This window comes from Salsuginibacillus kocurii DSM 18087, from assembly GCF_000377705.1.
GTDB classification, from domain to species: Bacteria; Bacillota; Bacilli; order Bacillales; family Marinococcaceae; genus Salsuginibacillus; species Salsuginibacillus kocurii.
On record NZ_KB898624.1, the window covers coordinates 212,353 to 237,683 of the forward strand.

General features: G+C 42.3%; 18 protein-coding genes. 17 read left to right on the top strand and 1 reads right to left on the bottom strand.

Going from position 1 to position 25,331, the window contains the following annotated elements; genetic code table 11:
* Positions 1-355 precede the first annotated feature (355 nt).
* From D469_RS0105385 to D469_RS0105440, 12 genes are all read left to right on the top strand, one after another.
* Entirely contained in the window at positions 356-661 is a 306-nt protein-coding gene (locus tag D469_RS0105385) for a hypothetical protein (RefSeq protein WP_018922352.1), read from the top strand.
* Between the two features lie 597 nt (positions 662-1,258).
* Complete coding sequence (locus D469_RS0105390; RefSeq protein ID WP_018922353.1) at positions 1,259-1,669, top strand: hypothetical protein; 411 nt, start codon at positions 1,259-1,261, stop codon at positions 1,667-1,669.
* A gap of 173 nt (positions 1,670-1,842) precedes the next feature.
* The gene (locus D469_RS19725; protein ID WP_169577112.1) at positions 1,843-3,495 is read left to right on the top strand and encodes an ABC1 kinase family protein; all 1,653 of its coding nucleotides are present in this window, start codon (positions 1,843-1,845) and stop codon (positions 3,493-3,495) included.
* 247 nt (positions 3,496-3,742) lie between these two features.
* Entirely contained in the window at positions 3,743-4,222 is a 480-nt protein-coding gene (locus D469_RS0105400; protein ID WP_018922355.1) for a hypothetical protein, read from the top strand.
* 324 nt (positions 4,223-4,546) lie between these two features.
* Entirely contained in the window at positions 4,547-5,764 is a 1,218-nt protein-coding gene (locus D469_RS0105405) for a NupC/NupG family nucleoside CNT transporter (RefSeq protein WP_018922356.1), read from the top strand.
* Positions 5,765-6,118: 354 nt separating this feature from the next.
* Positions 6,119-7,111 (top strand): phosphate/phosphite/phosphonate ABC transporter substrate-binding protein, encoded by a 993-nt coding sequence (locus D469_RS0105410; RefSeq protein WP_018922357.1) that lies wholly within the window; start codon positions 6,119-6,121, stop codon positions 7,109-7,111.
* Between the two features lie 112 nt (positions 7,112-7,223).
* Positions 7,224-8,000 (top strand): phosphonate ABC transporter ATP-binding protein, encoded by a 777-nt coding sequence (gene phnC, locus D469_RS0105415; protein ID WP_018922358.1) that lies wholly within the window; start codon positions 7,224-7,226, stop codon positions 7,998-8,000.
* Positions 7,997-8,803 carry a phosphonate ABC transporter, permease protein PhnE gene (gene phnE, locus D469_RS0105420; RefSeq protein WP_018922359.1) on the top strand — a complete coding sequence of 269 codons (807 nt, stop codon included), beginning with the start codon at positions 7,997-7,999 and terminating at the stop codon, positions 8,801-8,803. Before phnC ends, phnE (D469_RS0105420) begins: the two co-directional genes overlap by 4 nt.
* Positions 8,803-9,609, top strand: a complete 807-nt coding sequence (gene phnE / locus D469_RS0105425; RefSeq protein WP_018922360.1) for a phosphonate ABC transporter, permease protein PhnE — start codon at positions 8,803-8,805, stop codon at positions 9,607-9,609. Before phnE (D469_RS0105420) ends, phnE (D469_RS0105425) begins: the two co-directional genes overlap by 1 nt.
* A gap of 12 nt (positions 9,610-9,621) precedes the next feature.
* Complete coding sequence (locus D469_RS0105430; RefSeq protein ID WP_018922361.1) at positions 9,622-10,455, top strand: HAD family hydrolase; 834 nt, start codon at positions 9,622-9,624, stop codon at positions 10,453-10,455.
* Positions 10,456-10,587: 132 nt separating this feature from the next.
* Positions 10,588-10,791: a DUF6501 family protein gene (locus D469_RS0105435; protein ID WP_018922362.1), complete on the top strand. Its 204-nt coding sequence runs from the start codon at positions 10,588-10,590 to the stop codon at positions 10,789-10,791.
* Between the two features lie 28 nt (positions 10,792-10,819).
* Positions 10,820-11,386: a hypothetical protein gene (locus D469_RS0105440; RefSeq protein ID WP_018922363.1), complete on the top strand. Its 567-nt coding sequence runs from the start codon at positions 10,820-10,822 to the stop codon at positions 11,384-11,386.
* A gap of 11 nt (positions 11,387-11,397) precedes the next feature.
* Here the strand turns inward: D469_RS0105440 and D469_RS19730 are convergent, their stop codons facing one another.
* Positions 11,398-12,183 carry an alpha/beta hydrolase gene (locus D469_RS19730; RefSeq protein ID WP_018922364.1) on the bottom strand — a complete coding sequence of 262 codons (786 nt, stop codon included), beginning with the start codon at positions 12,181-12,183 and terminating at the stop codon, positions 11,398-11,400.
* A 163-nt stretch (positions 12,184-12,346) separates the two neighbouring features.
* Between D469_RS19730 and D469_RS19735 the strand changes: the two genes are divergently transcribed.
* The 5 genes from D469_RS19735 (at position 12,347) to D469_RS0105470 (ending at position 25,056) form a co-directional block, all read left to right on the top strand.
* Complete coding sequence (locus D469_RS19735) at positions 12,347-13,165, top strand: S1C family serine protease (RefSeq protein WP_018922365.1); 819 nt, start codon at positions 12,347-12,349, stop codon at positions 13,163-13,165.
* Between the two features lie 80 nt (positions 13,166-13,245).
* Positions 13,246-16,752, top strand: a complete 3,507-nt coding sequence (addB, locus tag D469_RS0105455) for a helicase-exonuclease AddAB subunit AddB (protein ID WP_018922366.1) — start codon at positions 13,246-13,248, stop codon at positions 16,750-16,752.
* Positions 16,745-20,473, top strand: a complete 3,729-nt coding sequence (addA, locus tag D469_RS19740) for a helicase-exonuclease AddAB subunit AddA (RefSeq protein WP_018922367.1) — start codon at positions 16,745-16,747, stop codon at positions 20,471-20,473. Before addB ends, addA begins: the two co-directional genes overlap by 8 nt.
* A 1-nt stretch (position 20,474) precedes the next feature.
* Entirely contained in the window at positions 20,475-21,692 is a 1,218-nt protein-coding gene (locus D469_RS0105465) for an exonuclease SbcCD subunit D (protein ID WP_018922368.1), read from the top strand.
* Positions 21,655-25,056, top strand: a complete 3,402-nt coding sequence (locus tag D469_RS0105470) for an AAA family ATPase (protein ID WP_018922369.1) — start codon at positions 21,655-21,657, stop codon at positions 25,054-25,056. Before D469_RS0105465 ends, D469_RS0105470 begins: the two co-directional genes overlap by 38 nt.
* The last annotated feature ends 275 nt before the right edge of the window (positions 25,057-25,331 follow it).

The following is a 25,331-nucleotide window of genomic DNA, read 5'->3' on the forward strand; positions in this document are numbered from 1 at the left end:
ACGTTCTATTGCTCACCTTTACAGCTCCATTCGTTTAAAAAATATACTGGATATAATCGGGAACGTATAAAGATGGGTTCATTTGTGTAAACGTAAAATACGCTAAAATCCTAAACACACTATTCCTCTTCCTTTAATATGTTGAATTATGTGGAAAAATGCATTAATAATTTTCTAAATTTCTATGTTTAAACAAACTTCAAACGTGATATAATTCCATATAAAGATGAATTTATCCATAAATCATCTTTATATCATTTTAACCATTCATATCTCCACTTTGCTAATAATAACTTGTTATATATAGTTTATTTTCCGTTGAAAAGTGGAGAAAAATTTAAAAGGAGGGAAAGTTATGAATATTAAAATGAATTTCAAGACTCAACAATGGATCGAAAAAAATGGTGGCATCTTAAAGTTAGATCCGTTTCATCCGCTTCAAGGCAATAAAAGCAAACGTTGCATTGATGCTTTAATTTCTTATAATGTTCCTGAAAACGCAGCTTTTTACACAGAACATTGCATTGGAGATATTAAAGTATACGTTCATAGTGATATCGCAACCAAAGATAAACTAGGATTCCATTTAAGTGGATTTGGGCCGTTTCAACACCTTAACGTAAACGGTATCAAACGTTTTTATAAAAAAGAAACTGTCTAATCACAACAACAATGTAAATCAATCAGGAGGGGCTCCGTTCTATGGAACCAGCTTACTAAAGCGATGCTTTATTCATTTTAATGAGTAAACATCGCCTTTTTTATGGTGGCTCCAGTCCTTTCGGTGTTCGCGAAAATTCCACCTATGGGTTCTGATTTATTTTCTAGTTTCTGCAGGAAGGGGAAAAATATTAATTTATTTTACAGAACAGACAGTACATAATCTTGTAATAATTATCTGACCCCCTCAATAAATAGAGTTCACAAAATTTTAACACAAATCTACCCCCTGTATAACAGTAGTTTTGAAAATTTTTATATAAAATCACACTTTCCCTCTGTACAAATTTTAATTATGTGATATTATATAAATTACCCCATAGTTTTCAGAATTTTTGTTCTGATACTATGGGTTGTCACGCTGTAGTGACAACAATCGCCATCTATGGTTTGGCTATTCTAGACGTTAAGGTGGCAGAAATAGTGATCGCAGACCCCCATTAAAACACAGCTATCACAATGGTTGTAGGAGGTTATTGTTCAGAAAATTGACACAATTTGTGGTGGCCACTTGCACATTTTTTAAGGAGGGATTGTTATGCCTGAAAAACAAAAGGCGCGCGAACTATGTGCAGCGATTAACGTGCGGGGGTGGGCGAACACGCATCTATCCCGTGGCAAAACTGAGGAAATTGTAATTAACAGTAAAACTGGTTGTCGTTCATGGAAGGGCACAAAATGGGGACTAATTTCTGATGATACCCCGAATCGCCTAGACATTTGCATTGATGTTCCCCGTGGCCGGCTCAGTGAAGAAGAAGTGGTGGAAAGGCTGCAATTGCCTGTAGTAGGCGAACACGATACTGAAAGTGGTATCCGCTTGGAGCAAAAGAGTGATAGAGATACATTGCATGTTTATTTATGCGACAATGAACTCCAAGAAACTGTATTTAGAAATTCACCGCTTGTTGAACTGATTAGTGATATTCGCAGATGGTCTTGTTTATAATAAAACCATTCCGGCAATGAACAAGCAAGATGTTCATTGAAAAAGGAAGCGTCCATTTAACAGGACGCTTCCTTTTTAATGTCTCGATGTTTATTCTTTTAGGGGCAAGGGAAAATTTGAAAAGTAAGATTATTGAGGATGAACGTTATGGATACAGAAGGGAAGGCAGTTGCGTGAAGTACATATCGAGCTATCGAATTATCGTTATTGTGTTCATGAGCGTTAAATTTTTTCTGCAAATATATTTTTTCCAACGTACTACACGAACCAGTAGAGAAAAAGAAAAACGATGGAACAAACTTTTAGAAAAACAGGCGGAGGAATACAAGCGAAAAGCCTTACATTTAGAAGGACTAATGATAAAAATGGGGCAATTTTTAAGTACTAGAGCAGATTTAATGCCTCCTGAGTTTTTAGACCAATTAGCTTCACTGGCCGACCGAGTACCACCTGTTTCCTGGGACGCATGCCGGAAGCTGCTTAAAGATGAATGGAATATGCCCTACAAAGAAGTAGTCAAAGATATGGATACAAAGCCTGTCGCCTCAGCCTCTATTGGCCAAGTTTATAAGGGGACACTCTATGGCGGGGAAGAAGTCGCCATTAAAATTAGGCGCCCAAAAATTGAAAGAATTGTTAATGCTGATTTTAAAGCCCTGCGTATAGTATTGTGGCTTGCCAAACACTTTACAAAGCTTGAAAAGCGCACGGATTTAAAGAAAATGTATCGTGAAATACGTGAAGTAATGGGTGACGAATTGAACTTTATTAGCGAGCGTAAAAACGGAGAGAGCTTTAAACGAAAATATCAAGAGTTAGGTACGTTCAATATCCCTTCCTTTTATGAAGAATGGTGTACCGACAAGGTACTTGTTATGGAATGGGTGGAAGGAAAACGGATAACCGATACAGCTTTCATTTCAAATTTTAGTCTAGACGGAACTACCATTTCAGAACAGCTTTTACGGGGGTTTTTAGATCAAGTGCTAGAAGAAGGCTTGTTTCACGCCGATCCCCACCCTGGAAATATTTTATTAGGAGAAGATGGAACGATTACGTTACTTGATTTTGGAATGGCTGCTTCCTTAAAACAAGATGACGCTGCTGCGTTGCGACAGTTAGTTTCAGGATTTATTTTTGATGATTATGATGAAGTCATTGAAGCATTGGAGAAATTAGGGTTTCTTTTGCCTGAAGCAGACCATGAGGCGTTGAAACACTCACTCAGAGATTTGATAGACACTTTTTTCAATAAGGGGCAGAACATGCCTGAATGGGACGAGAGGTTAGTCGAGTCGTTTATTGCTGAATTACAACGGATCGCTCGTGAGCAGCCCATTCATTTGCCAAGTGAATTTGCTTTTTTAGGTCGGGCGGTCTCGACTTTAACCGGGGTGTTATATGCGATTAATCCCCAGCTTGACTTAATCCAGTCCGGGCGTCCGATTGTAATGGATTGGCTCCGTGGACGACCTGAGGCAAATATCCAGACTTTTATAAAAGAAGCTGCATCTACTTATGGCAACACTCTTTTGCATTTGCCCCAAGAACTTTCGAAGTTCTTAAAGGAGCCAGAACGAAAAAGGTTAGACGAAGCGAAGCAGTTTTCCATTCGACAATCCCAGGAAAACCTTCGTCAGATGCGAAGTTTCTTTCTGAAGCTGATTCTTCTAGGCAGTGCAGGTTTTATGATAAGCATGTGGGTCTCGGTGCTGCTAACTGTATATATAAGTATTTTATTTGTTGTTATTGGTGGAATCGGGGCATGTGCCACTACCTATAAGTTGAAACAACATACGATTGTAAGAAGCAAGCAGATGAAATGAGGATGCCTCTATTCAATTGGTAGGTCTCAAAATCTAGAAGAGTTGTACAACACTAACCTTTTAGAAAACAGCCAATATTTAACACAGCCGCTGCGAAGGGAAGCTGAATCACTTGGCTCATCGCGGCCGCCTCAGCAAACGATGGCTGAAAATAATTAAGACGTGAGCTAACACCCTTACGTTGCAGAAAAGTTCATGGTACACTGATGTTTAAACGCTTGCTAGGAAAGAAAGGAGGTTCAAATGAATGGAAGTTGGTTCGAAGGCTTATTATTATCAGCCAAGTACCTTTCATCGGATGGAAGTAATGACGCTTGACAGGATTCGCTCGCTTGGTTTTGATTTAAAAGTATCTCGAGCAGATTTACCTTTTTTTATCGGGTTCTTTCGAAAATTGACAGCTTATTATCAAGAGAAAAAGAAGCAGGTCCCACCTAATTATAAGACGTATATGGAAGAGGCTGCTTACTTTTTTGAGTGGCAGTGTGAACAAATGGTACACACAAGCAGTATCCAGTCCAGTTCACCTTTTTATGTAATTCCATTTACTGACTTAGTAGCAGCATTAATGCTAAGTGACCAAGTCTTTGACCGGGTATTTGAGGACTGGAATGAGTTGTCCAACGGATTTGATCAAATTCTTACGTATTACCGCCGCTTTATGTTAAAAGTCGACCCTTCGAAGGCACAGTTCATATTGGACCATTTGGAAGAATTAAATCTCTAAATAACTAATAGAACTTGTTGTCATCATATATAGCTGGCGTCTCCAAAGATAAGAGCACGACAACCAGTGTGATATAAGAATAAAACTCCCCCCCTTTTTAATAACGAGCCAAGGAGTAGATTTATATTAAGTTGTACAAACTACATGACTACGGGTTAGCTGTTGGCAGCAAGCTCTCGTAGTTTTTTTCAAGTGGACCTAAGATTTGTTTGTTAGGAAATGTTGCAAACGCTTCATCTAATCTTTACAATAAACCTCCCCTCTGATAAGGTTTTAATGGTATTTTTCAAAATCGACATACGTTCAGAAGGGTGTGCTCATTGTATGAACATTTTATGGGGGTTGTTGGGGATTGTCAGTGTGCTTGCAATTGCCTTTTTGGTCTCAGCACGCAAGCGGAACATTCGTCCGCGGACAATCCTTGCCGGCCTAGGGTTTCAATTATTCTTTGCTTTCATAGTGCTTGGCACTCAAGTTGGTGAAGATGCTTTGCAAGGTTTATCACTTGGAGTAGCAAATATTATCGATTATACCAATGAAGGAATCGACTTCTTAGCTGGCGATTTGTTTGATGTAGAGGAAGAGAATGTATTCGCTTTTCAAGTATTGCCGGTTATTATCTTTTTCTCATCGTTAATCTCTATTCTTTATTATCTAGGCATTATGCAACTTATTATCCGCTTTATTGGTGGCATTCTATCCTTTATTCTAGGGACAAGCAAAGCAGAATCAATGGCAGCTGCTGCAAACATATTTGTTGGTCAGACAGAAGCCCCGCTTGTGGTTAGACCGTATTTAGCCAACATGACGCGTTCTGAATTCTTTACGGTCATGACCGGTGGACTAGCCTCTGTAGCAGGTTCAGTCCTGATTGGTTACTCGCTTCTTGGCGTACGCCTTGATTATTTGCTCGCAGCAAGTTTCATGGCAGCCCCAGCAGGTCTAATTATGGCGAAAATGATTATGCCGGAAACGGAGCAATCTGAGACATCAGACGAAATCACGATGCATAAAGACACAGAATCACAGAACGTAATTGATGCTGCCGCACGCGGTGCAGCAACCGGTCTTCAGCTTGCTTTAAACGTAGCAGCGATGCTCCTTGCTTTCATTTCATTGATCGCTTTAGTAAATGGAATTTTAAGTTTAACCGGTACAATTGGTCTTCCTGTGATCACCTTAGAAGAGGTTTTTGGCTATGTATTTGCACCGCTTGCTTTCTTGATTGGAGTTCCGATGAGTGAAGCTATGCTTGCTGGTAATTTCATCGGTCAGAAATTAGTCTTAAATGAGTTCGTCGCTTATGCCAATTTTGCTCCTTACGTTGAAGCAGGTGACATTTCAGAGAAAGCTGAAATTGTGATTACCTTTGCACTGTGTGGATTTGCAAACTTAAGTTCATTGGCCATCCTCATTGGCGGCATCGGCGGGCTTGTCCCTGAACGACGCCGTGAAATTGCGCAGTTAGGTATCCGTGCAATTGTTGCGGGGGCGCTTGCTTCTTTACTCAGTGCTTCAATCGCTGGTATGTTTATTTTGTAAGCTTACAGCATCAAATAATAAACGTATATCAAAAACAGCAACCATCCCTCAATTTAGCATCACATAAATATAAAATAGGATAACAAAAGCCTGGAGAAAATACCTTTCTCCAGGCTTTTTAACATCTTATAACTTCCTTCTTTGTAACATTATTAAACATTATTTTTTTAACTTCACAAAAAAATTACATAAGATTCATTGATTTTTAATATCCGTTGCCATAGAATGTACATGAATTTGTTGAAAAATACATAGTCAACCAAGGGGGCGAGGCTTCATATTTCGCGAAGAACTACAGGTCTTAACATTTTTTGAAAAGTGTGAGTAGTCACAAAATTACAGGGGGGTATTATCTTGAAAAAATGGGTTGTAAGTTTATCTGTAGCAACAACAATGATGGCACTCGCGGCATGTGGAGCAGGAGATGAAGAAGGAGAACCAGCAGATGATGCTGGAGGCGATGATGAAGAAGTAGAAGAAGAGACTGAAGATGACGATGAGGGCGAAGATGAAAACGGTGAAGAAGCTGCTGGCGATTATGATGTAGACGAGCTGACAATGGGCTTTGTCCCTTCTCAGGATGCCGATGAAATCGCTACTACAGTTGAACCATTAGCTGAACGTCTTGAAGAAGAGCTTGGAGTAGAAATCGACGCCGAAGTTATGGTCGACTATTCAGGCCTTGTTGAAGGCATGAGAACACAAAGTATTGATATTGGTTTCTTGCCTCCATTTGGCTTCGTACAAGCAGAAGAGCGTGCCGATGTGGATGTTTTACTTAAGGCATTGAGAGAGGATGAAGATTCATACCTGGCTCAATTTAACGTTGCTGCAGACTCTGATATCGAAGACATTGATGATGTCGTAAATGCTGAACCTGGCGAACTGACATGGGCCTATGGTGATGTTACATCTACAGCTGGCTACTTATTTCCTGCATCTCACTTGATGGACCTTGGTGTAGATGTCGAAGAACACTTTGTCGAAACGACAGTTGGCGGACATGATAATGCAATCCAAGCTGTGCTGGACGGCCAGGCGGACATTGCCACTTCTTTTGACGATGCTCGCGACAATTTTGAAGATGAAAATCCTGATATTTATGATGAAATTGAAGTGATTGAATATACGGACCCAATTCCTAACGATACTATTTCTGTACGCTCCGAAATGGATGAAGGTTTAAAAGATGACATCGTAGACATTTTCCTTTCTTTTAATGATGATGAAGAAATGTTGGAAGTATTAGATGAAGTTTATAACTGGGATGGCATCACTGAAGCCGATTCAGAAGACTACGATATCGTACGTGAAACATATGAGCGCTTTGAAGATGTTGTAGAATAAGTAAAGTTATATTGGATCGTTAAAGGTCTGCAAATACATGTTAAGTACAAATTGATCGGGAAAAGTGCCACGCGCTTTTCCCTCATTTCTATTATAAAAGAGGGAAAATTTTATGATTACATTTGATAACGTATCTCTAACGTATCCAAATGGGCACCAAGGCTTAAAAAACATCAACCTTGAAATACCAAAGGGAGAATTTGTCGTTGTCGTCGGTTTGTCAGGGGCCGGAAAATCAACATTGATCCGCAGTATCAATCAAATGGTGCGCCCAACTGAAGGACGTCTGCTTATTGAAGAAGAAGATTCGCTTGCCATGAATACGAAAAACCTTCGTTTATTACGCCGGGACATCGGTATGATTTTCCAAAATTATAACCTTGTAAAACGTTCAAGTGTTCTTCGCAATGTACTGTCAGGCCGGCTAGGATATACAAGCACCCTAAAAAGCATATTGAACTTATTTTCCAAAGAGGATCTTCAGTATGCGATGGAATGTTTAGACCGCGTCGGTATCCAGGATAAAGCCTATCAACGTGCGGATACGCTTAGTGGGGGACAACAGCAGCGTGTGAGTATTGCGCGTGCTTTATCTCAAAAACCAAAAGCAATCCTCGCAGATGAACCAGTTGCAAGCTTGGACCCGCCGACAGCTCATGCCGTAATGCAGGACCTTCAACAAATAAACAAGGAAGACCAAATTACGATGGTGATCAACTTGCATGCGATTGATCTATCGATGGAATATGCAGATCGTATTATTGGGCTTAGAGATGGGGAAATGGTCTTTGATGGGAAGGCTTCTGAAGTAACGGAACAGACGTTTGAAGATATTTATGGCCGGGCTATTAAAGAAGATGATCTCATTGGAGAGGCTGAGAGCGAATGACAGACCTTAACAAGAACACAAATCGAATTCCGGTGCTGCCGAGTAAAACAAAAAAGACAACGACACTGGTTTTTGCTGTTGTCCTGTTGTTATACACCATGTCTGTCATTCAAACAGAAGCGTATCCGCATCAGATCATTACCAATATACCAATTGTGGTTGATTTTTTTATAGATGATATGCTCCCTCCTAATCCTAGTTATTTTGCTGATTCATTTTTTGCTTTGCTTGAAACCTGGAATATAGCTTTGCTTAGCACAACATTATCTGCGTTGTTTTGTTTGCCGATTGCGTTTGTCGCTGCAGGCAACATTAACCGTAATTGGGCGTTATATCATACAACCCGTTTTAGTTTAAACGTACTTAGAACAATTCCAGATATTATTTGGGCTGTACTGTTTGTTGCTTTTGTAGGGCTTGGTGCGTTGTCTGGTGTACTTGCCCTCTTTTTCTTCTCGCTAGGAATTATAGTGAAACTAGTAAGTGAAACCATTGAAGCCATTGACCCAGGACCACAGGAAGCAATACGGGCAGCCGGAGGGAATTTACTCCAGGTTATTTGGTTCGGGGCTATCCCGCAGATTTTACCTCAATTTGCTTCTTACACATTATATGTCCTTGAAATTAATGTACGTGCTTCTATTGTCCTCGGTTTTGTTGGCGCAGGAGGAATTGGCCAACTCCTAGAACGCCAGATTTCTGTATTTAACTATGGAAATATTTCTATGGTTATCCTAGTAACTTTTGTCGCTGTAACTATTATTGATACCGTCAGTACGTCGATCAGAAAGAGGTTGGTCTAATGGCAAATCAAAGCAAACAATACAATCTCAAAAATCCGAAAGGAAAAACGTACTGGTTAAAGTTTTCAGTGATTTGTGCCATCTTAGTTATTTTATATACGGTTGCTTTTTTGTTCACTGACTTAACCTACCGCGGTTCAGGTGCTTCAACGGGTGAAATGATCAGGCGGATGTTTTTTGACCCATTTTTTGACCCTGTTCATAGAGAAAATATCCCTGAAAACATAGGCTATATGTTTGAAACATTGGCTATTGCTTTTGCGGGTACCCTCGTAGGAGCTATTCTAGGTATACCGGTAGGTTTTCTTGCTGCTCAAAATGTGACTGGTAGTTTTTCATTTTTTGGAAAGAGTATCCTTAACGCGATTCGCGCGTTTCCTGAAATCATGTTTGCGATTATCTTTGTAGCAGCCGTTGGATTCGGACCTTACGCTGGTGTGCTTGCAATTAGTATTAATTCAATTGGAATGCTTGGAAAATTGTATTCTGAAGTTGTTGAATCAATTGATATGGAAATTGTGCAAACATTAAAGATGACAGGGGCTAATAAAATTCAAGTTCTTTGGTACGGTATTCTGCCCCAAGTCATTCCTGAGTTCTCTTCCTATGCTCTTTACCGATTTGAAATCGATGTGCGGGCTTCTTCGATCTTAGGTCTTGTCGGGGCCGGGGGAATTGGAGCACCGCTGATCTTAGCTTCACAGCAGCGAAATTGGGAAGAAGTCGGTGTCATTTTAATGATTGTCATTGTTACAGTTACAATCATTGATTTAATCAGCACCAATATTCGAAAGCGGATTGTTTAACAGGAGGAAATCATGACTATTATATGGGATAAAATTAAGCTCGTCATTTTTGATTTAGATGGGACGTTATATGAAGATACCGCCCATTTTGAGTATTATGCCAATCAGCTTAGTGATAAACTTCCTGAAGAGAAACGTGAGTCCTTTTGGAAAGATTACCGAAACATGCTGAAAGGAAACCATCCAGTAATTGTCGGCCGGGTGTATGACGCAGTTCGCGACCGCATTCTGGTGGTCTCCCCAGAAACGAATCAAGTCACTCGCATCTTTAACTGGGATGGTCAAGAACTAGATGAATTTGAAAAATATCCAGCTCCTATCACGATGGATTTTGACAACTTTATTGCCATAGGAGACGGCTGGTGGCCGCCGGTAGCCGCTGCCAAGCATTACGGCGTAGGGAGCACCTATGACGCGTATTCACGGACAAAAGATTTCATGCAAACTGAAGAGTTTCAGTTTGCGGATAATCCAGGTCTCCGGGAAGCACTTACTCATTTAGGGAAGAAAAAGGATCTGGTGTTGATTACAAATAGTCAAGCTGATGATGTCGAACGTTTATTGGTAACACTTAATTTAAGCGGAGTCTTCCCGCAAATTGTAGCGAGTGCAAAGAAGCCGCAGCAAACATTGCATCATTTTGAGACCCTGCTTGACCAATATGGCATTAATCCGGAGGAAGCTGTCTCCATCGGCGATAACTATTTAAATGAAATTGCTCCCGCTGAACGACTAGGTATGCAGGCAGTGTTAATTGATTCAGCAAATGCTTTTGAAGCAGAGAAAGAATCAACCATGGTGGTACAGACTCTATCTGAATTATTTGCGGAAATGAAAAGTGTTTAACTTGTTTAAAAGAGACTGCTCTCTTAGCTGAAGCAGTCTCTTATTTCTTAGTAAGTAAGTGTTCTAGCCTTCTGCTCTTGAAAACGAGAAGGAATCAATATAAGATAAAAGTAAACAGGAAGGAGCCCGACAATGATTCATAAAACTTGGGAAGCTAATGAAACGATAAAAACAATAAAATGTGTTCATGCGAATGCAGAAAAATACAAAGTAGACACCATGCTTTCACCAGGAAAAACATACGAGGTGAAAAACGAAACCGAGGAATTTTACTTTGTTATAGATAACAGCGGAAGAATGGGCGGTTTTAAAAAAGATTACTTTGAAGAACTATAAACAAGATACATAAAAGGTTGATGAACCGATGAACAGTATAACTCTAGAACCTTCCTTTGGGCCGGTTCAATTTTTAGTTGTAGTGACCGCTCTCGGCGGTCTTTTTTTCATTTGTGTCCGCTGGCTTTTGCGCCTGGTTCGAAGAAGAGAAAAGGATATGTTCCGCTCTCGTCTTGCGAAAGAATCCAGGTTGTTTGTGGCTGGTGTGGGGTTAGCCTTAAAAAAGCATACTCATCAGCTGAGGGAATTGCGGACAGGCCTGGAAACTATTTTTGCACTTATCTGCCTCGTTACGATGAGCTGGAGTATTAACCTTTTACACGGAGCAGCGATTATTGTTTTACTTGTTATGTTGTTGCTATTTTTTGCAGGTCTCAGCTGGCTTTTTCTTCACACTGAACGCAAAAAAAGGGCGATTGAAAGAACATTTATAGAAGATAATTTCCAGCCGGATGAACGTCTGCCGGCCGGGCGAAAAGGCTGGTATGAACAAAAAATGAAAGCTTACTTGGATGTGCGCACGATTGAGCCTATGCAAGCATATTATTACCTTTTATTCTTGTATGAAGTACACCAATATGAACACATAGAGTAGCCAGACAACAATTAAGAGATAGCTACCACACTTTTTGCGCCAGGTATTTCACCCCATCCAGCCTGGTGGGCAATAAATGTACCAATTCTGTGCGCCAACTCTTGTTTTTCCACGTCCATGGTAGCTACATGATACGATTTCTTAAGTGTATACAGCGTTTTGTTAACAGAAGAAATTCGTTGATAAATGTCATCTGAATTGGCAGGAGGCACCACATGATCAATACGGGATCGAACAATTAAAGCAGGTTGTTCGATCTTTTTTAATAAGGTTGGGAGCTGTTTCGTTAAAGAAAATAAATGATAATAACCCTTAACTGGTACATGTTGATACGTAATTTCATGCACATCTTGGGCAAAGGTGTCTGGTCCGTTTTCAGCTAGGTAAGCATGTCTAAGAGGTCCGATTTCTCTTTCCATTCTGCTTAAATCAAAAGCAGCATTTATCGTTATGATACCAGCAAGTTCAGGACTTTTGGCTGCTAATTGAAGGGCAAGTGTCCCTCCCATTGATTGGCCTACTACAAAAACCTTATTACATTGCTGAGCAAGGTAATGGTAGGCATGATCCACATTTTCAATCCAGGTGCGTTCGTTTACTTCAAGTAATTCTTCTGAATCTGTTCCGTGCCCACTCAGGCGCGGGGCATATACTGTAAAGCCAAATTCCGCTAGGAGGCTGCCAACTTCACGAACACTTTGGGGTGTGCCTATAAAGCCGTGCAGCAACAACACGCCAATGTCCTGGCCTTTATAATAAAAAGAGTCCGCTCCTTCGATTACTGTATATTTGCTCATATTGTTACCTCCGGTTTCTAAAGTTAACAATTCTTATTAGTTTACTTGGTTTTAGTTTAGGCGACTTCCATTTGCTTGTCAACGTTTACTGCTTTAATAAAGGTCATGTTCAAGGTAAAATAGAAGCAGTGATAAATACGGACAGCAAGAAAGGGGCCGGCAGATGTTTCAAAAAGATAAGGATCGCGGGGAATTAGATGAAGATTTAATGGAACTAGACCCGGATGAACAGCCGGACCCTGAAGATTTTTTGCCCTCAGTGAGTAGAAGTGACACCCCCCCACGTAAAAAACGTCCAAAACGAACCGGACAACGTCCGCTTGTTAAATTAATTGCGCTTGGCATTGCCTTTTTGCTTGTTTTTCGCGTATTAGCAGTAGCGCTTGACAACGTCTCCTTACAAGCATTTGACTTTATGGAAACCTCTCAAGAATTGTCGGGTGAAGAAGAAGTACAAGCATGGAAACAATCTATAGTCACCCTTCAAGGACAAGGGCCTTTTTCTCGCACAAGCGGAACCGGATTTATTATTGAAGATAGTGGTTTAATTGTTACTAACCAGCATGTAGTAGAAGACTTGGCGGTTGTAGCGGTGGAAACGTACGATGGTGAAATGCATCAAGGTGAAATCATCTCCATGTCGGACGACTATGACCTTGCCTTCTTAACGATTGATGCGAATAACCTCCCCACCCTCCCGCTGGCCGAAGAAAATGGTGACACGGGTGATGTAGTATATGTAATTGGAAATCCACTGGCGTTCACAAGAGTAGCTAATGAAGGGCAGGTTATTTCAAGCTCTGAAGAAGAAACGCTTGTGACTGCGCCCATTTATAGCGGTAATAGTGGCAGCCCGGTAATAAATGAAGATGGGGAAGTTGTCGCAGTTATTTTTGCGTCTCGTGACAGTGGCAATGGGAGTCACGGGGTTGCTGTTTCGGTGGAGCAAGTAAGAGAAGATATGCCGCAAGCAGCTGACTAAATCAAGCCTGTGTAAGAAAGACGTGCAAGTCAAACACTTGCTCTTATTAAACGGAAAAAGAGAAAAGAAAGGAGTATTGTATGGACGTTTCATTTTACATTGGCCGCTCCGGGAGCGGAAAAACATACACTGTGCAAGAAGAAATTCGCCAGCAAATGAGAGCCGAGCCGACAGGAAAACCTATCATCTATCTCGTCCCTGACCAAATGACGTTTCAAGCTGAATATGCTTTGGTCCAGACAGCTTCATCTGGAACGACCCGGGCCCATGTGTATAGTTTTTCAAGGCTGGCCTGGCGTGTTTTACAAGAAACAGGGGGAGCAGCCCGCTATCATATTCAAAATTCTGGAGTACATATGTTGTTGCGCAAGATTGTAGAACGAGAGAAATCTCAACTTAAAGCGTTTGGACGTGCAGCTGATACGACAGGTTTTATTCAACAACTCGAACGGATGTTTAAAGAAACGAAGCAATATAACCTCACTCCAGATACGTTACAGAAAACGTATGAAACATGGGTAGAAGACGATGCAGTGGGCGGGGGGAAGCTTGGTTTAGCAGACAAATTACACGATGCAACTTTAATCTTTCAGCAGGCCGAAGAAGAATTGGCTGGCAAATACGTCTGTGCTGAAGACTACCTTTCCTTGCTTGCTGCACAAATCCCATTCTCACAAATGGTGCAAGAGGCCACCATTTATGTTGATGGCTTCCATACCTTTACTCCGCAAGAACTTGACGTCATACAAGCATTAATGGCTTATGGGGAAGAAATGACCATTTCGTTAACACTTGACCGGGCTGTTGGCAGTTCTCACCGAAACCCGCTTGATTTGTTTTATACAACCGCAAAAACATACGAAGATTTAATGACAGTTTGTAATCATGCGAAGGCTACGCCGTGTGAGCCTAAACTGTTTACGCAAGGGCGGCGCTTTACTGGTGAAGACATCGCCCATCTTGAAGCCACATTTGATCAAAAACCACCATCAAAAAAGGAAAGCAAGGGGTCCCTTCACATCACAAGTGCGGTCAATCGCAGGGCAGAAATTGAAGCCATTGCCAGAACTATGTTAGGGCTCGTTCGCGATGAAGGCTACCGTTTTCATGAATTAGCGGTGCTGGTTCGGGATTTAGGTACGTATTCAGATCTATTAGAAACTGTCCTTTCCGACTATGAGATTCCTTTTTTCATGGATGAAAAACGTTCAGTATTAAATCATCCGCTCGTTGAACTTCTCCGTTCTGTACTTGAAATCATAGATGGAAACTGGCGGTATGAAGCTGTATTCCGCGCGTTAAAAACCGAACTTCTCTACCCATTAGGATACCCGGTTGATGAAATGAGAGAACGGGTTGATGAACTTGAAAATTATGTAATATCCTACGGGATAAAAGGAAAACAACGCTTTGAACAATCAGCCACATGGCAATACAGGCGTCAGCGCACCCAAGCAGATGGAGAGCGGCACCAGTCTGCGGAAGAAGAAGCTCATGAACAACGGCTTCATGAAACAAAACAACTCCTGCTTGATCCGATTTTGACTTTCGAAAATCAAGTGAAAAAAGTAAAGAAAGTAGAAGAGCGCTGCCGGCTGCTTTATTCTTTGCTGGAAGAATTGGCTATTCCTCAAAAAATTGAGCGCTTACGCGATGAGGCTCACGACAGAGGGGACCTGCGCCGTTCCTTTGAGCACGATCAAATGTGGGATAGTATCATTGAAATGTTTGACCAGCTTGTAGAAATGGCGGGCGATGAAACTACAAGCATCCATTTATTCCGATCGATGTGGGATGCCGGCCTTGAAAGTATGAGTTTTGCCATCGTGCCACCAGCGATTGATCAACTGACAATCGCAGATTTGGATCGCTCTCGATTAACGGGGATCAAATGTGCATTTCTTATCGGGGTCAATGAAGGCCAGCTTCCAAAAAAGCCTGAAGACGATGGATTTTTGCGCGAAGAAGAACGAAACTGGCTTGAGGAAGAAGGAGTTGAAGTAGCAGCAGGTAGTACCCAGCAGTTACTTGAGGAATCTTTCTTACTATATCTAGCTGTATCGCTGCCGAAGGACCGTCTTTATCTAAGCTATGCTCTTGCCGATGAAGAGGGGCGCAAGCTTGAACCGTCCCCATTATTTGAACAACTTAAACAGCCATTTGAAGAGGTAATTGAAAACGTCTCCTTTAACGACCCGAACGAATACACAGCTCATGAGCAAATCAGTTTTATCCAAACGCCGTTAAAATCGCTCTCTTTCCTGACGCACCAACTTCAAAATGGCCTAAAGGGATATCCGATCTCCACCGTTTGGTATGATACGTACAATTGGTTTGTGGAAAATGACCGTTATAAAGAAGAAACAGCGCGCGTATTAAGTAGTCTTCATTTCGAAAACCAGCCTATCTCGCTTGATGAAGACACGAGCAGAAAATTATACGGCGAGCACGTAAAAACAAGTGTGTCACGGATGGAAACTTACCAGGCCTGTTCATTTGCCCATTTTGCCAGCCATGGCCTTCGTTTAAAAGAACGAGAAACCTATAAGCTGGAAGCTCCTGACATCGGTCAGCTATTTCACGGCGCTCTAAAAGAAATGGCCGAAAAACTGCGGGTAGATGGCCGTGACTTTAAATCACTTACACGCTCTGAATGCGAGCGGTTGGCCAAAACTATTGTTGATGATATGGCCCCTAAGATTCAGCGTGAGATTCTATTGAGCTCCCATCGCTATTATTATTTAAAAGAAAAGCTGGAAGACGTCGTAGCAAGAGCCTCCTATATATTAAGCGAGCAGGCGAAAGCGTCAGGATTCTCACCTATTGGCCTTGAAGTTGGTTTTGGGCCAGGTGAAGACCTGCCACCATTACAGTTCAACTTAGATAATGGCGTAAAAATGGAACTGATTGGACGAATTGACCGAGTCGACCAGGCTACAAAAGAAGAAGAAGTCCTACTTCGTATTGTTGACTATAAATCAAGTGCAAAAGATATAGACTTAGCCGAGGTATACTACGGGCTTGCGTTGCAAATGCTCCTTTACCTTGATATTGTACTTTCCTTTTCTAACGAATGGCTCGGTACTCATGTTTCTCCAGCTGGTGTGCTTTACTTTCATGTACACAATCCCATCATTCAAGCAAATGAGCAATTAAGCAGTGAAAGCATTGAAGAAAAACTGTTTAAAGAATTTAAAATGAAAGGCCTTCTTACCGGTGACCAAGAAACGGTGCGGTTAATGGATGAAACGCTTGAGACAGGAAGGTCAGATATCGTGCCGGCCGGGATTACGAAAAAAGGTGATTTTTACTCCAATTCGTCCGTCATTTCACCTGAGAATTACCACGCCTTGCGTACGTATTTACGAAAGCTCGTTAAACAAATTGGCGAAGCTATCACCAATGGAGATGTCAGTTTAAACCCATACGAAACGAAACAGCAGAAAGCGTGTACGTTTTGTAAGTTTGCGGCCGTTTGTCAATTTGATCCTGTGCTTGAAACCAATCAATTCCGTACGTTAAAGCCAGTAAAAGAGAAAGAGATAGTAGAAATGATGGAGAGAAAGGAAGAAGAACCTGATGAGTAAGCCAAAACCAGAGAATGTAAGCTGGACAGATACGCAGTGGCAGGCGATCAGTGAGGAAGGACGGCACTTGTTAGTGGCGGCAGCGGCTGGAAGTGGGAAAACGGCTGTTTTGGTTGAGCGGATGATTCAAAAAGTGATCGACCCCGAGCGTCCGGTAGATGTTGACCGTCTCTTAATTGTTACGTTTACCAATGCGGCTGCAAGCGAAATGAAACAACGAATTGCAGAAAGTATAGAAAAAGAGTTAGAAAAACAGCCGGCCTCTCTCCACTTACGAAGACAGCTCGCATTAATCAACAAAGCCCACATATCAACGTTACATTCCTTTTGTATGAATTTACTGCGAAGCTATTATTATGAAATCGACCTTGACCCGCAGTTTCGTATTGTTGATGACGTGGAAGGTGAACTTTTGCGTGACGAAGTGCTTGAAGAGCTGCTCGAAGAAGAGTACGCTCAGCCAGATAATCGTTCTTTTTTTGATTTGGTCGACCGCTTAAGCGGCGACCGCAGTGATGAACGCCTTCGTCAGGTTATACGGAGGCTCTATGATTTTTCTCGTTCGCACCCTGACCCGGCTGCCTGGCTGAATGCCATCCAAGCTGATTATGACCTCAAGACAGTGGAACGAATTGATGACTTGCCTTGGACCAATGATTTGCTTACAGACATTCAAGCTGAATTACAAGCATGCACCATGCAGTTAAATAAAGCATTAGCGTACACCCGCGCAGCAGAAGGACCGTTTAAGTATGCTGATACATTATTGGAAGACTACCAGACAATCGATAAGCTGCAAGCTGCTAGTGCTTCGTTTGAAGCGCTTTATCAAACATTTGAAACTCTCTCATTTTCACGCCTTCCTACTATTACAAAAAAAGATCTGGTAGACCCTCAGTTAAAAGAACAAACCAAAGCGCTGAGAGATCAAGTGAAAAAACAAGTAGAGTCGATCCAAAACGACCTATTCTTACGGGAGCCGGCAGCGTTATTAAGCGACTTAAGGGAATTGAAACCGAGCATGGAAACGTTAGTCCGAATCACGCTTTCATTTTCGGAACGGTTCTTTCAACGCAAAAAAGAACATGCGCTCGTTGATTTTCCTGACTTAGAACAGCTAACTCTTCAATTGTTAACCCGTAGAACCGAGGATGGAACGCAGCTTCCATCACAAATTGCCGAAGAGTATAAGCGTTATTTTCAAGAAGTGCTGGTGGATGAATATCAAGATATCAATCTCGTCCAAGAAACGATCCTTGATCATTTGTCCAGCGCTAGCAATCGTTTTATGGTTGGGGATGTTAAACAAAGCATCTATAAATTCCGACTTGCTGACCCTGGCTTGTTTTTAGAAAAGTATAAAGCATACGAAACTGACAGCAGTGAAGGAAGCCGGATTGACTTGGCGAAAAACTTCCGCAGTCGTAAAGGCATTTTAGATAGTGTGAATTTTTTGTTTCGCCAGATCATGAGCGAAGAAGTAGGTGAACTCGCTTATGACAAAAATGCCGAACTGGTGCATGGAAACGAGGCGTATCCGGAAACAGAAAGTCCTGCTTCTGAACTTATGATAATTAATAAAGGGGAGCCCATTAAAGCAAATCCAACAGCGGAGGAGTTCTCGGACCTTGATGAAGATATCGCCACTGCTCAGCTGGAAGGACGGGCTATTGCCAGGCGGATTCGAACAATGATTGAGGAAGGGCATGAGGTATTCGATAAAGAGACAAAGCAAATGCGAAAAGCAACTTATCGAGACATGGTTGTTTTAATGCGGTCCATGCCCTGGGCAGAAACGTTTGCCGATGAGTTCAAGCAGGCAGGTATTCCTGTTTATGCTGACGTTTCCAGTGGTTATTTTGAAGCGATTGAAGTACAAATTATCATGTCTTTATTAAAAGTAATTGATAACCCGCTGCAAGACATTGCGCTGGCCTCGGTTTTACGCTCGCCAATTGTTGGCCTGAATGAACAGGAACTCGCCTTAATACGCGTGCATGACCAGAATGGCCATTTTTATCATGCTTTGAAGAAGACAGCTTCTTATGATGAACATGCAGCCTTACGGGAAAAGGCAGGCCGATTTTTGGAGCGCTTGGACATATGGCGGACAAAAGCACGGGCAGGAGCATTAAGTGACTTAATTTGGGAGCTGTACAGAGAGACCAATTATTTTGACTTTGTCGGCGGCATGCCAGGCGGGAAGCAAAGACAAGCAAACTTACGGGCGTTATATGACCGGGCCCGAGCATATGAAGAGACCTCTTTTCGTGGTTTGTTCCGGTTTTTACGGTTTGTTGAACGTATGCAAGAAAGAGGCGATGACTTAGGAACCGCCAGAGCACTGAGTGAACAAGAAGACGTGGTTCGGATTATGACCGTACACAAAAGTAAGGGCTTAGAGTTTCCAGTGGTGTTTTTAGCCGGGGCGAATAAAAAATTTAACATGCAAGATTTGCATGCGAATGTTTTGCTTCATAAAGACCTTGGTTTTGGCTCTAAAATGATTGATCCTAAACAGCGTGTAGCCTATCCTTCACTTCCACAGCTCGCGATTAAGCAACGTCTCCGCAAAGAAAGCCTGGCAGAAGAAATGAGAGTTCTGTATGTTGCCCTGACAAGAGCAAAAGAAAAGCTGATCATTACAGGCACTTTACATGATGCAGAGAAAACATTCGCTGCTTGGAGTGCACAGGCCGCTACAGAGGAGTGGCTTCTTCCTGGTCATGTCCGCTCAAAAAGCCAACGTTATTTAGACTGGGTAGGACCTGCTGTCTTTAGGCATAAAGATGCTCAAGCAGTAGCGAACACTCCCCCGGGTTTGGAAGAAGTCTACCAAGACGAATCAAGCTGGAAGGTACAACTTATTGAACAACATGAGCTAGCTGAAGAAGAAATACTCCAACTGAAGGACGATACACCAGAAATCTATCAGTATACAAAATTGCTCAACAAAGTGCCCACAACCGGAGAGTATACAGAGATGGTCGAACAGCGCTTAAATTGGGAATATAATTACAAACGAGCTACGCAGGAACGCGCTAAATTATCAGTGAGTGAACTAAAACGAGAACTAGCAGACCCTTACAGCGAAGATCGATTTCAACGCTTTTTTAAAGCAGATCATGCAGAAAGGCCTCGCTTTATGCAGGCAACCAAACTGACAGCAGCAGAGCGTGGCACGGCTTATCATACAGTGATGCAACACCTTCCACTTACGTCAACTCTTACTAACATCGAAATCCACCATGAGATTGAGAAGATGGTAGCCAATGAGTTGATGACTGAAGAGCAAGCAGAAGCCGTTCAAGGGGAGGATATTGAACGATTTCTTACTTCGCCGCTCGGTCAAATAGTGCTAGGTGGCACAACTATTCATCGCGAAGTCGCTTTTAGTTACGCATTTTCAGCTGAAGAAGCTTACGGAAACTGGGTAGCTGGAGCAAATGAAACCGTGATGGTTCAAGGAGTTGCCGATTGTTTAGTGGAAACAAAAAACGGCGAATTGTTATTAATTGATTATAAGACAGATTTCTTAAACGATCGTTTAAATTCGACAGAAGAAGCAGAAAAAGTCTTACGAGAGAGGTATAAAGAGCAACTGGGTTGGTACGTTCAAGCTATTTCTTCGATTTGGCATCGACCGATCAATGAAGCTTGGATTTATGCGTTTGATACCGACCAACCTCTATTACTTTTTAAGAACGGAGAGGAAGTATAATATGCGCATTCTCCATACAGCGGATTGGCATCTTGGCCGCACGTTGGAAGGGCGGGACCGTTTGAGAGAACATGAACAATTTATTGATGAATTAGTCGATATTTGTGAAGCAGAAGCGGTTGACGTTATTTTAATGGCAGGTGATGTCTTTGATTCTGTTAATCCTCCTGCTAGAGCAGAAGAATTGTTTTATGAAAGTCTCGCCCGCCTCTCTGATAATGGCAGGAGGTCGATTGCTTTAATTGCCGGCAACCATGATCATCCGGAGCGTCTGGCAGCAGCACGGACAATAGCCAAAAAGCAGCATATCTTTATGACTTGTCACCCGACCCTGGAACCTGTGACGATTCAAGTTCCTGAAGCTGATCAAGCTCTTCAAGTAGCAGCGCTTCCTTATCCTTCCGAAGCCCGTTTAAAAGAGAGCTTAGTCGAGGAAGGGGAAGAACTCTCGTTGCGAGAGGCTTATGACGAGCGAATTAAAGAAATTTTTAAGCAGCTCACCTTGTCTTGTCCTAAAGATCATGTGAACGTGGCGATGAGTCACCTCTTTGTTGCTGGTGGAGCTGGTTCGGAATCGGAACGGCCGATTGAGATCGGAGGAGCTTACACTGTTAGGGCCTCAAGTTTGCCGGAAAACGTTCAGTATACGGCCCTGGGGCATCTACATCGACCCCAGGACGTAAAACGGGCACAAGCCCCTGCACGCTATGCCGGATCGCCACTTTCTTTCAGCTTTTCGGAAAGTGGCGTTACAAAATCAGTGACCGTCATAGATGTTGATCCGCGGCAATCAGCTGTCATAAAAGAAATCCCTCTTTCCTGCGGTTCTCCGCTAGTCCGTTGGAAAGCGACAGAAGGCTTAGACCAAGTCCATACCTGGATGGATGACGGCCAGGATGCCAATGCTTGGATTGAACTAGAACTCCATTTAAACGAAACCCCATCCATGAATGACATCCATACATTAAAAAAACAGTATCCCGGCTTGCTTACCATCCGTCCTGTTTTCCCTGATATGAGTAAAACTACTAATGAACAAGCCCGTCAACATGTGCCCGTTGATGAACTATTCACTCGTTTTTACGAACGACAAACAGGAGGGGCAATTCCAGATGAGGCTCTCGTCCAACTCTTTATGGAAGTACTAAATGACGATAAAGAAAAAAGGGAGGGACGTACAGATGAGGCCCATTCAATTGACAGTTCAAGGCTTACATAGCTTCCGCGAAAAACAGAGTGTTGATTTTGAATCGCTTTGTGCCGGCGGTGTCTTTGGCATTTTTGGACCTACCGGAAGTGGGAAATCTACGCTCCTTGATGCGATGACACTAGCTCTTTACGGAAAAGTAGACCGTGCTGGCGGGCAAACGCCTAAAGGAATATTAAATCACGCAGAAGAGCAAGTAGCCGTGTCGTTCACATTTGAACTAGGTTACGAAGCAAACGGAAAACGCTACTGTGTAGAGCGGACGTTAAAACAAAAAGGGGAGGACCGGCTGCAATCGGCGACAGCCCGCCTGATTGACCAAACAACAGATGCTGTATTAGCAGATAAAGCTACCGATGTCACCCAACACGTGATCGCGCTATTGGGTCTTTCTGTCGAAGATTTTACCCGTGCAGTTGTTCTGCCGCAGGGGAAGTTTTCCGATTTTCTCTCTCTGAAAGGAAAAGAACGCCGCCATATGCTGCAACGCTTGTTTCATCTAGAAAAATACGGGGATGAATTAACGAGAAAAGTAAAAGAGCGATTAAACGAGGCCAAACATACGAAAGAATTGTTGGAGCGTGAACAAGCAGGCTTGGGTGAAGCTACTAAAGAAGCGGTAAATGAAGCAAAAAAGACACTAAAACAGATTGAAGAAGAGTTAACAGCAAAACGAACAGCGTTGCAAGATATTGAAGAAACATATAAAGAAAAAGAACAGATTAAGCAGCTGTTAACGGCAAAGGCTGAAATTTTAACAGAATTAGAACGCTTAAAGAAAGAAAAAGAGCGCATGGAAGCGAACGAAAAAAAGCTGCAGCTTGCACAAGAAGCGAAACAGTTAACCCCGTATATCGACGAGCTTGAAGAAAGCCGCAAACAAATGAAGCAATGGCTGAAAGATGAGCAGGCTGCTAAGCAAACGCTAGAGCAAACACGCACCGACGAAAAAGAAGCCCGGATCCTTTTTGAGAAGCGGGACAAACAAAAACAAGAAGAAGAACCTAGGCTTCGCAGTAAATTTCATGAGCTTGAACAAGCGAAGGAAGAAGAAAAGCAACTTTTAACGGAAGAACGTGAAGTCAAAGAACTAACCGAAAAACAAGCTCAAGAAGAACGCAAAATCAAAGAGGCGCAAGAAAAAAGAGATAAAGCTGAAAAGGACCTTTCCGCCTATGAAGCAAAACAAAAAGAGTTAAAGCAGGAGTTGGAGCAATTAGAAAAGCTTCTGAGTGATAAACAGCCCATGTATGCCGCCTTAGAAGAAAAACGGCAGCTTGAAGCCGGCATGAAACAGACAGAGCAGCTAAACGATCAAGTAAAGGAAAAGGAAAATCAACGGCAGAACGAACAGAAAGCTTCAGAGCAAACAGCCGTTGAAGTGAACAAAAAAAGCGAAGCGTTGCAACAGTCCTTCGCTAATGTGTATCGTTGGTATGACCGTACAGCAGAAGAAAAGCGAAACCTGGAGTCATTGGAAACAAAGCTTGTAAATAAAATTCATCTCGTACTTGAAGAAAAGGAAAAACAAAGTATTAAACAACAGGCTGTTGTATTAAGCAAGGAGTTAGTTAGCGGAGAGGCCTGCCCTGTTTGCGGCTCACTCGAGCATCCTCAATTGGCACATGAGGAAGATCATTCGGCAGAAACACTACAAGATGCGAAACCGTATGAGAACGAGTTAACACGTGTTCGAACCTTACTTGAGACTATCACAAAGAGAGAATGGGTATTGCAGCAGCTGTCCGAGCGGTTTAATGAATGGCTAAGTACGGAAGACCTTTTAGCTCATCAACAGATTGAAGCAATGGAAACTCATAAGCTTCCGGGTGTAGACGAGGAGCGTCTCTCTGAAAAACTGCAGCAGCTTTCCACATATATCACAGCAGAAAGTGAAACGGTCACTACTCTCGAACAACAAGCGTTGACGCAGGCAAAAGAACTTCAACAAGCAGAGCAGCTGCAACAAGGTCATACGTTAAAAGTCGAACAGCTAACCACTGATATTAACAACCTAGAACAACAAATTGCTACAGAAGCCAACCATGTAGAACAGCAAAAGGCTGACTGGGAAAAACGCCATCACCCCTTGGCGATTGCGACAATTGAAGAGGATTTTAAAAAACTACAGGAACGCGAACAAAAAGCAGAATACCTGCGGGAACGCATTAATAAAAGCGTGCCGTTTATTGAAGAGAAACAAACAGAATATAAACAGCACGACCGCCTTTACCAGGAAGCTTATACTAATGAAAAAAGTATCGCAACAAGCCTTGACCATATTAAAAAAGCACTCGAACAACGAAGGAAGCGAATCATCCAATGGGTAGGCGAGCGGGCCGCTGACGAAGTTTATCTTGAGGCGAAAAAGCAGTTTGACCAAATGATTGAGCAGTTTGAGCAAGCAGAGAAAGCCCATCAGAAGGCGAACCAGGCCTACCAGGAAGCTAAACAACAGCACGCAGTAGCCGTCTCTTCCCTCGATCAAGCAAAAACTAGAAATGAAAAAGCAGAACAAACTTGGAAAGAACAATTAGAAGATACGCTGCTCGTTTCTGTGCAGCAAGTAAAAGAATATCAACTCTCGACAGAGGAATATCAGACACTAGAAACAGAGATTAAAAACTTTAAAGACAAATTCCAATCACTTCAACACAAAATAGAAGAAGTGGAAAAACAATTAAATGGAAGAGAAGTTAGCGAAGAAGAATGGCAAAAAACTAAGCAAGAGAGGAAAAAAATAAAACACGACATCGATTTTCTTTCTGAAAAACGAGGAGGAGCGCAAACCACTCTAGAAGATATTGAAACAAAACATGACCGTTATTTGGCTTTAGAAGCAGAACGCAAGGAAGCAGAAGAGCTGGAAAGCCAACTTTCTCGATTAGATACCGTCTTTCGCGGTCAGGCTTTTGTAGAGTTTATTGCTGAAGAACAATTAATCCAAATCACGCGTTTAGCCTCAGAAAAACTTCATCAATTAACGCGAGGTCGTTACGCGATCGAAGTGGATTCAAGCGGAGGATTTATTATCCGCGACGATGCCAACGGAGGGATCAAGCGTCCCGTCAGCACATTAAGCGGGGGAGAAACTTTCTTAACTTCGCTCGCCTTGGCGCTAGCCCTTTCTGCTTCGATTCAACTAAACGGTGAGCACCCACTCGAATTCTTCTTCTTGGATGAAGGGTTCGGCACTTTAGATGAGGAACTTTTGGAAACTGTAATTTCAGCTTTAGAAAAGTTACACACCGATTCACTGTCTGTTGGCGTCATCAGCCATGTGCCCGAATTAAAAGAAAGGCTGCCGCGCAGGCTGACAGTAGAACCGGCTGAACCAGCGGGAAGAGGGAGTCGTGTAAAACTTGAGGTAATGTAAAGTGCGCGCGTGAGTGCTAAAGACAAAATGACAGAAGTGAACGTGGTGAATGGAGCCGGCAGAAATATGAGCGGGGGATTAATTGTACGTAGGATGAAACAGCATGGTGAATAAGTTGACCATAATTATATTATGTAAACGTTGCGAATGCATTTTAATTGAGACCAGACGGGGAGAAGGAACGCGGAAGTGAAGAAAACGGTAGTAGCAACACCTTAATGGCTAACGGACATTAGTACCGCTAGTTTCCCTGATTAGGAGTGTAATCGAGATTT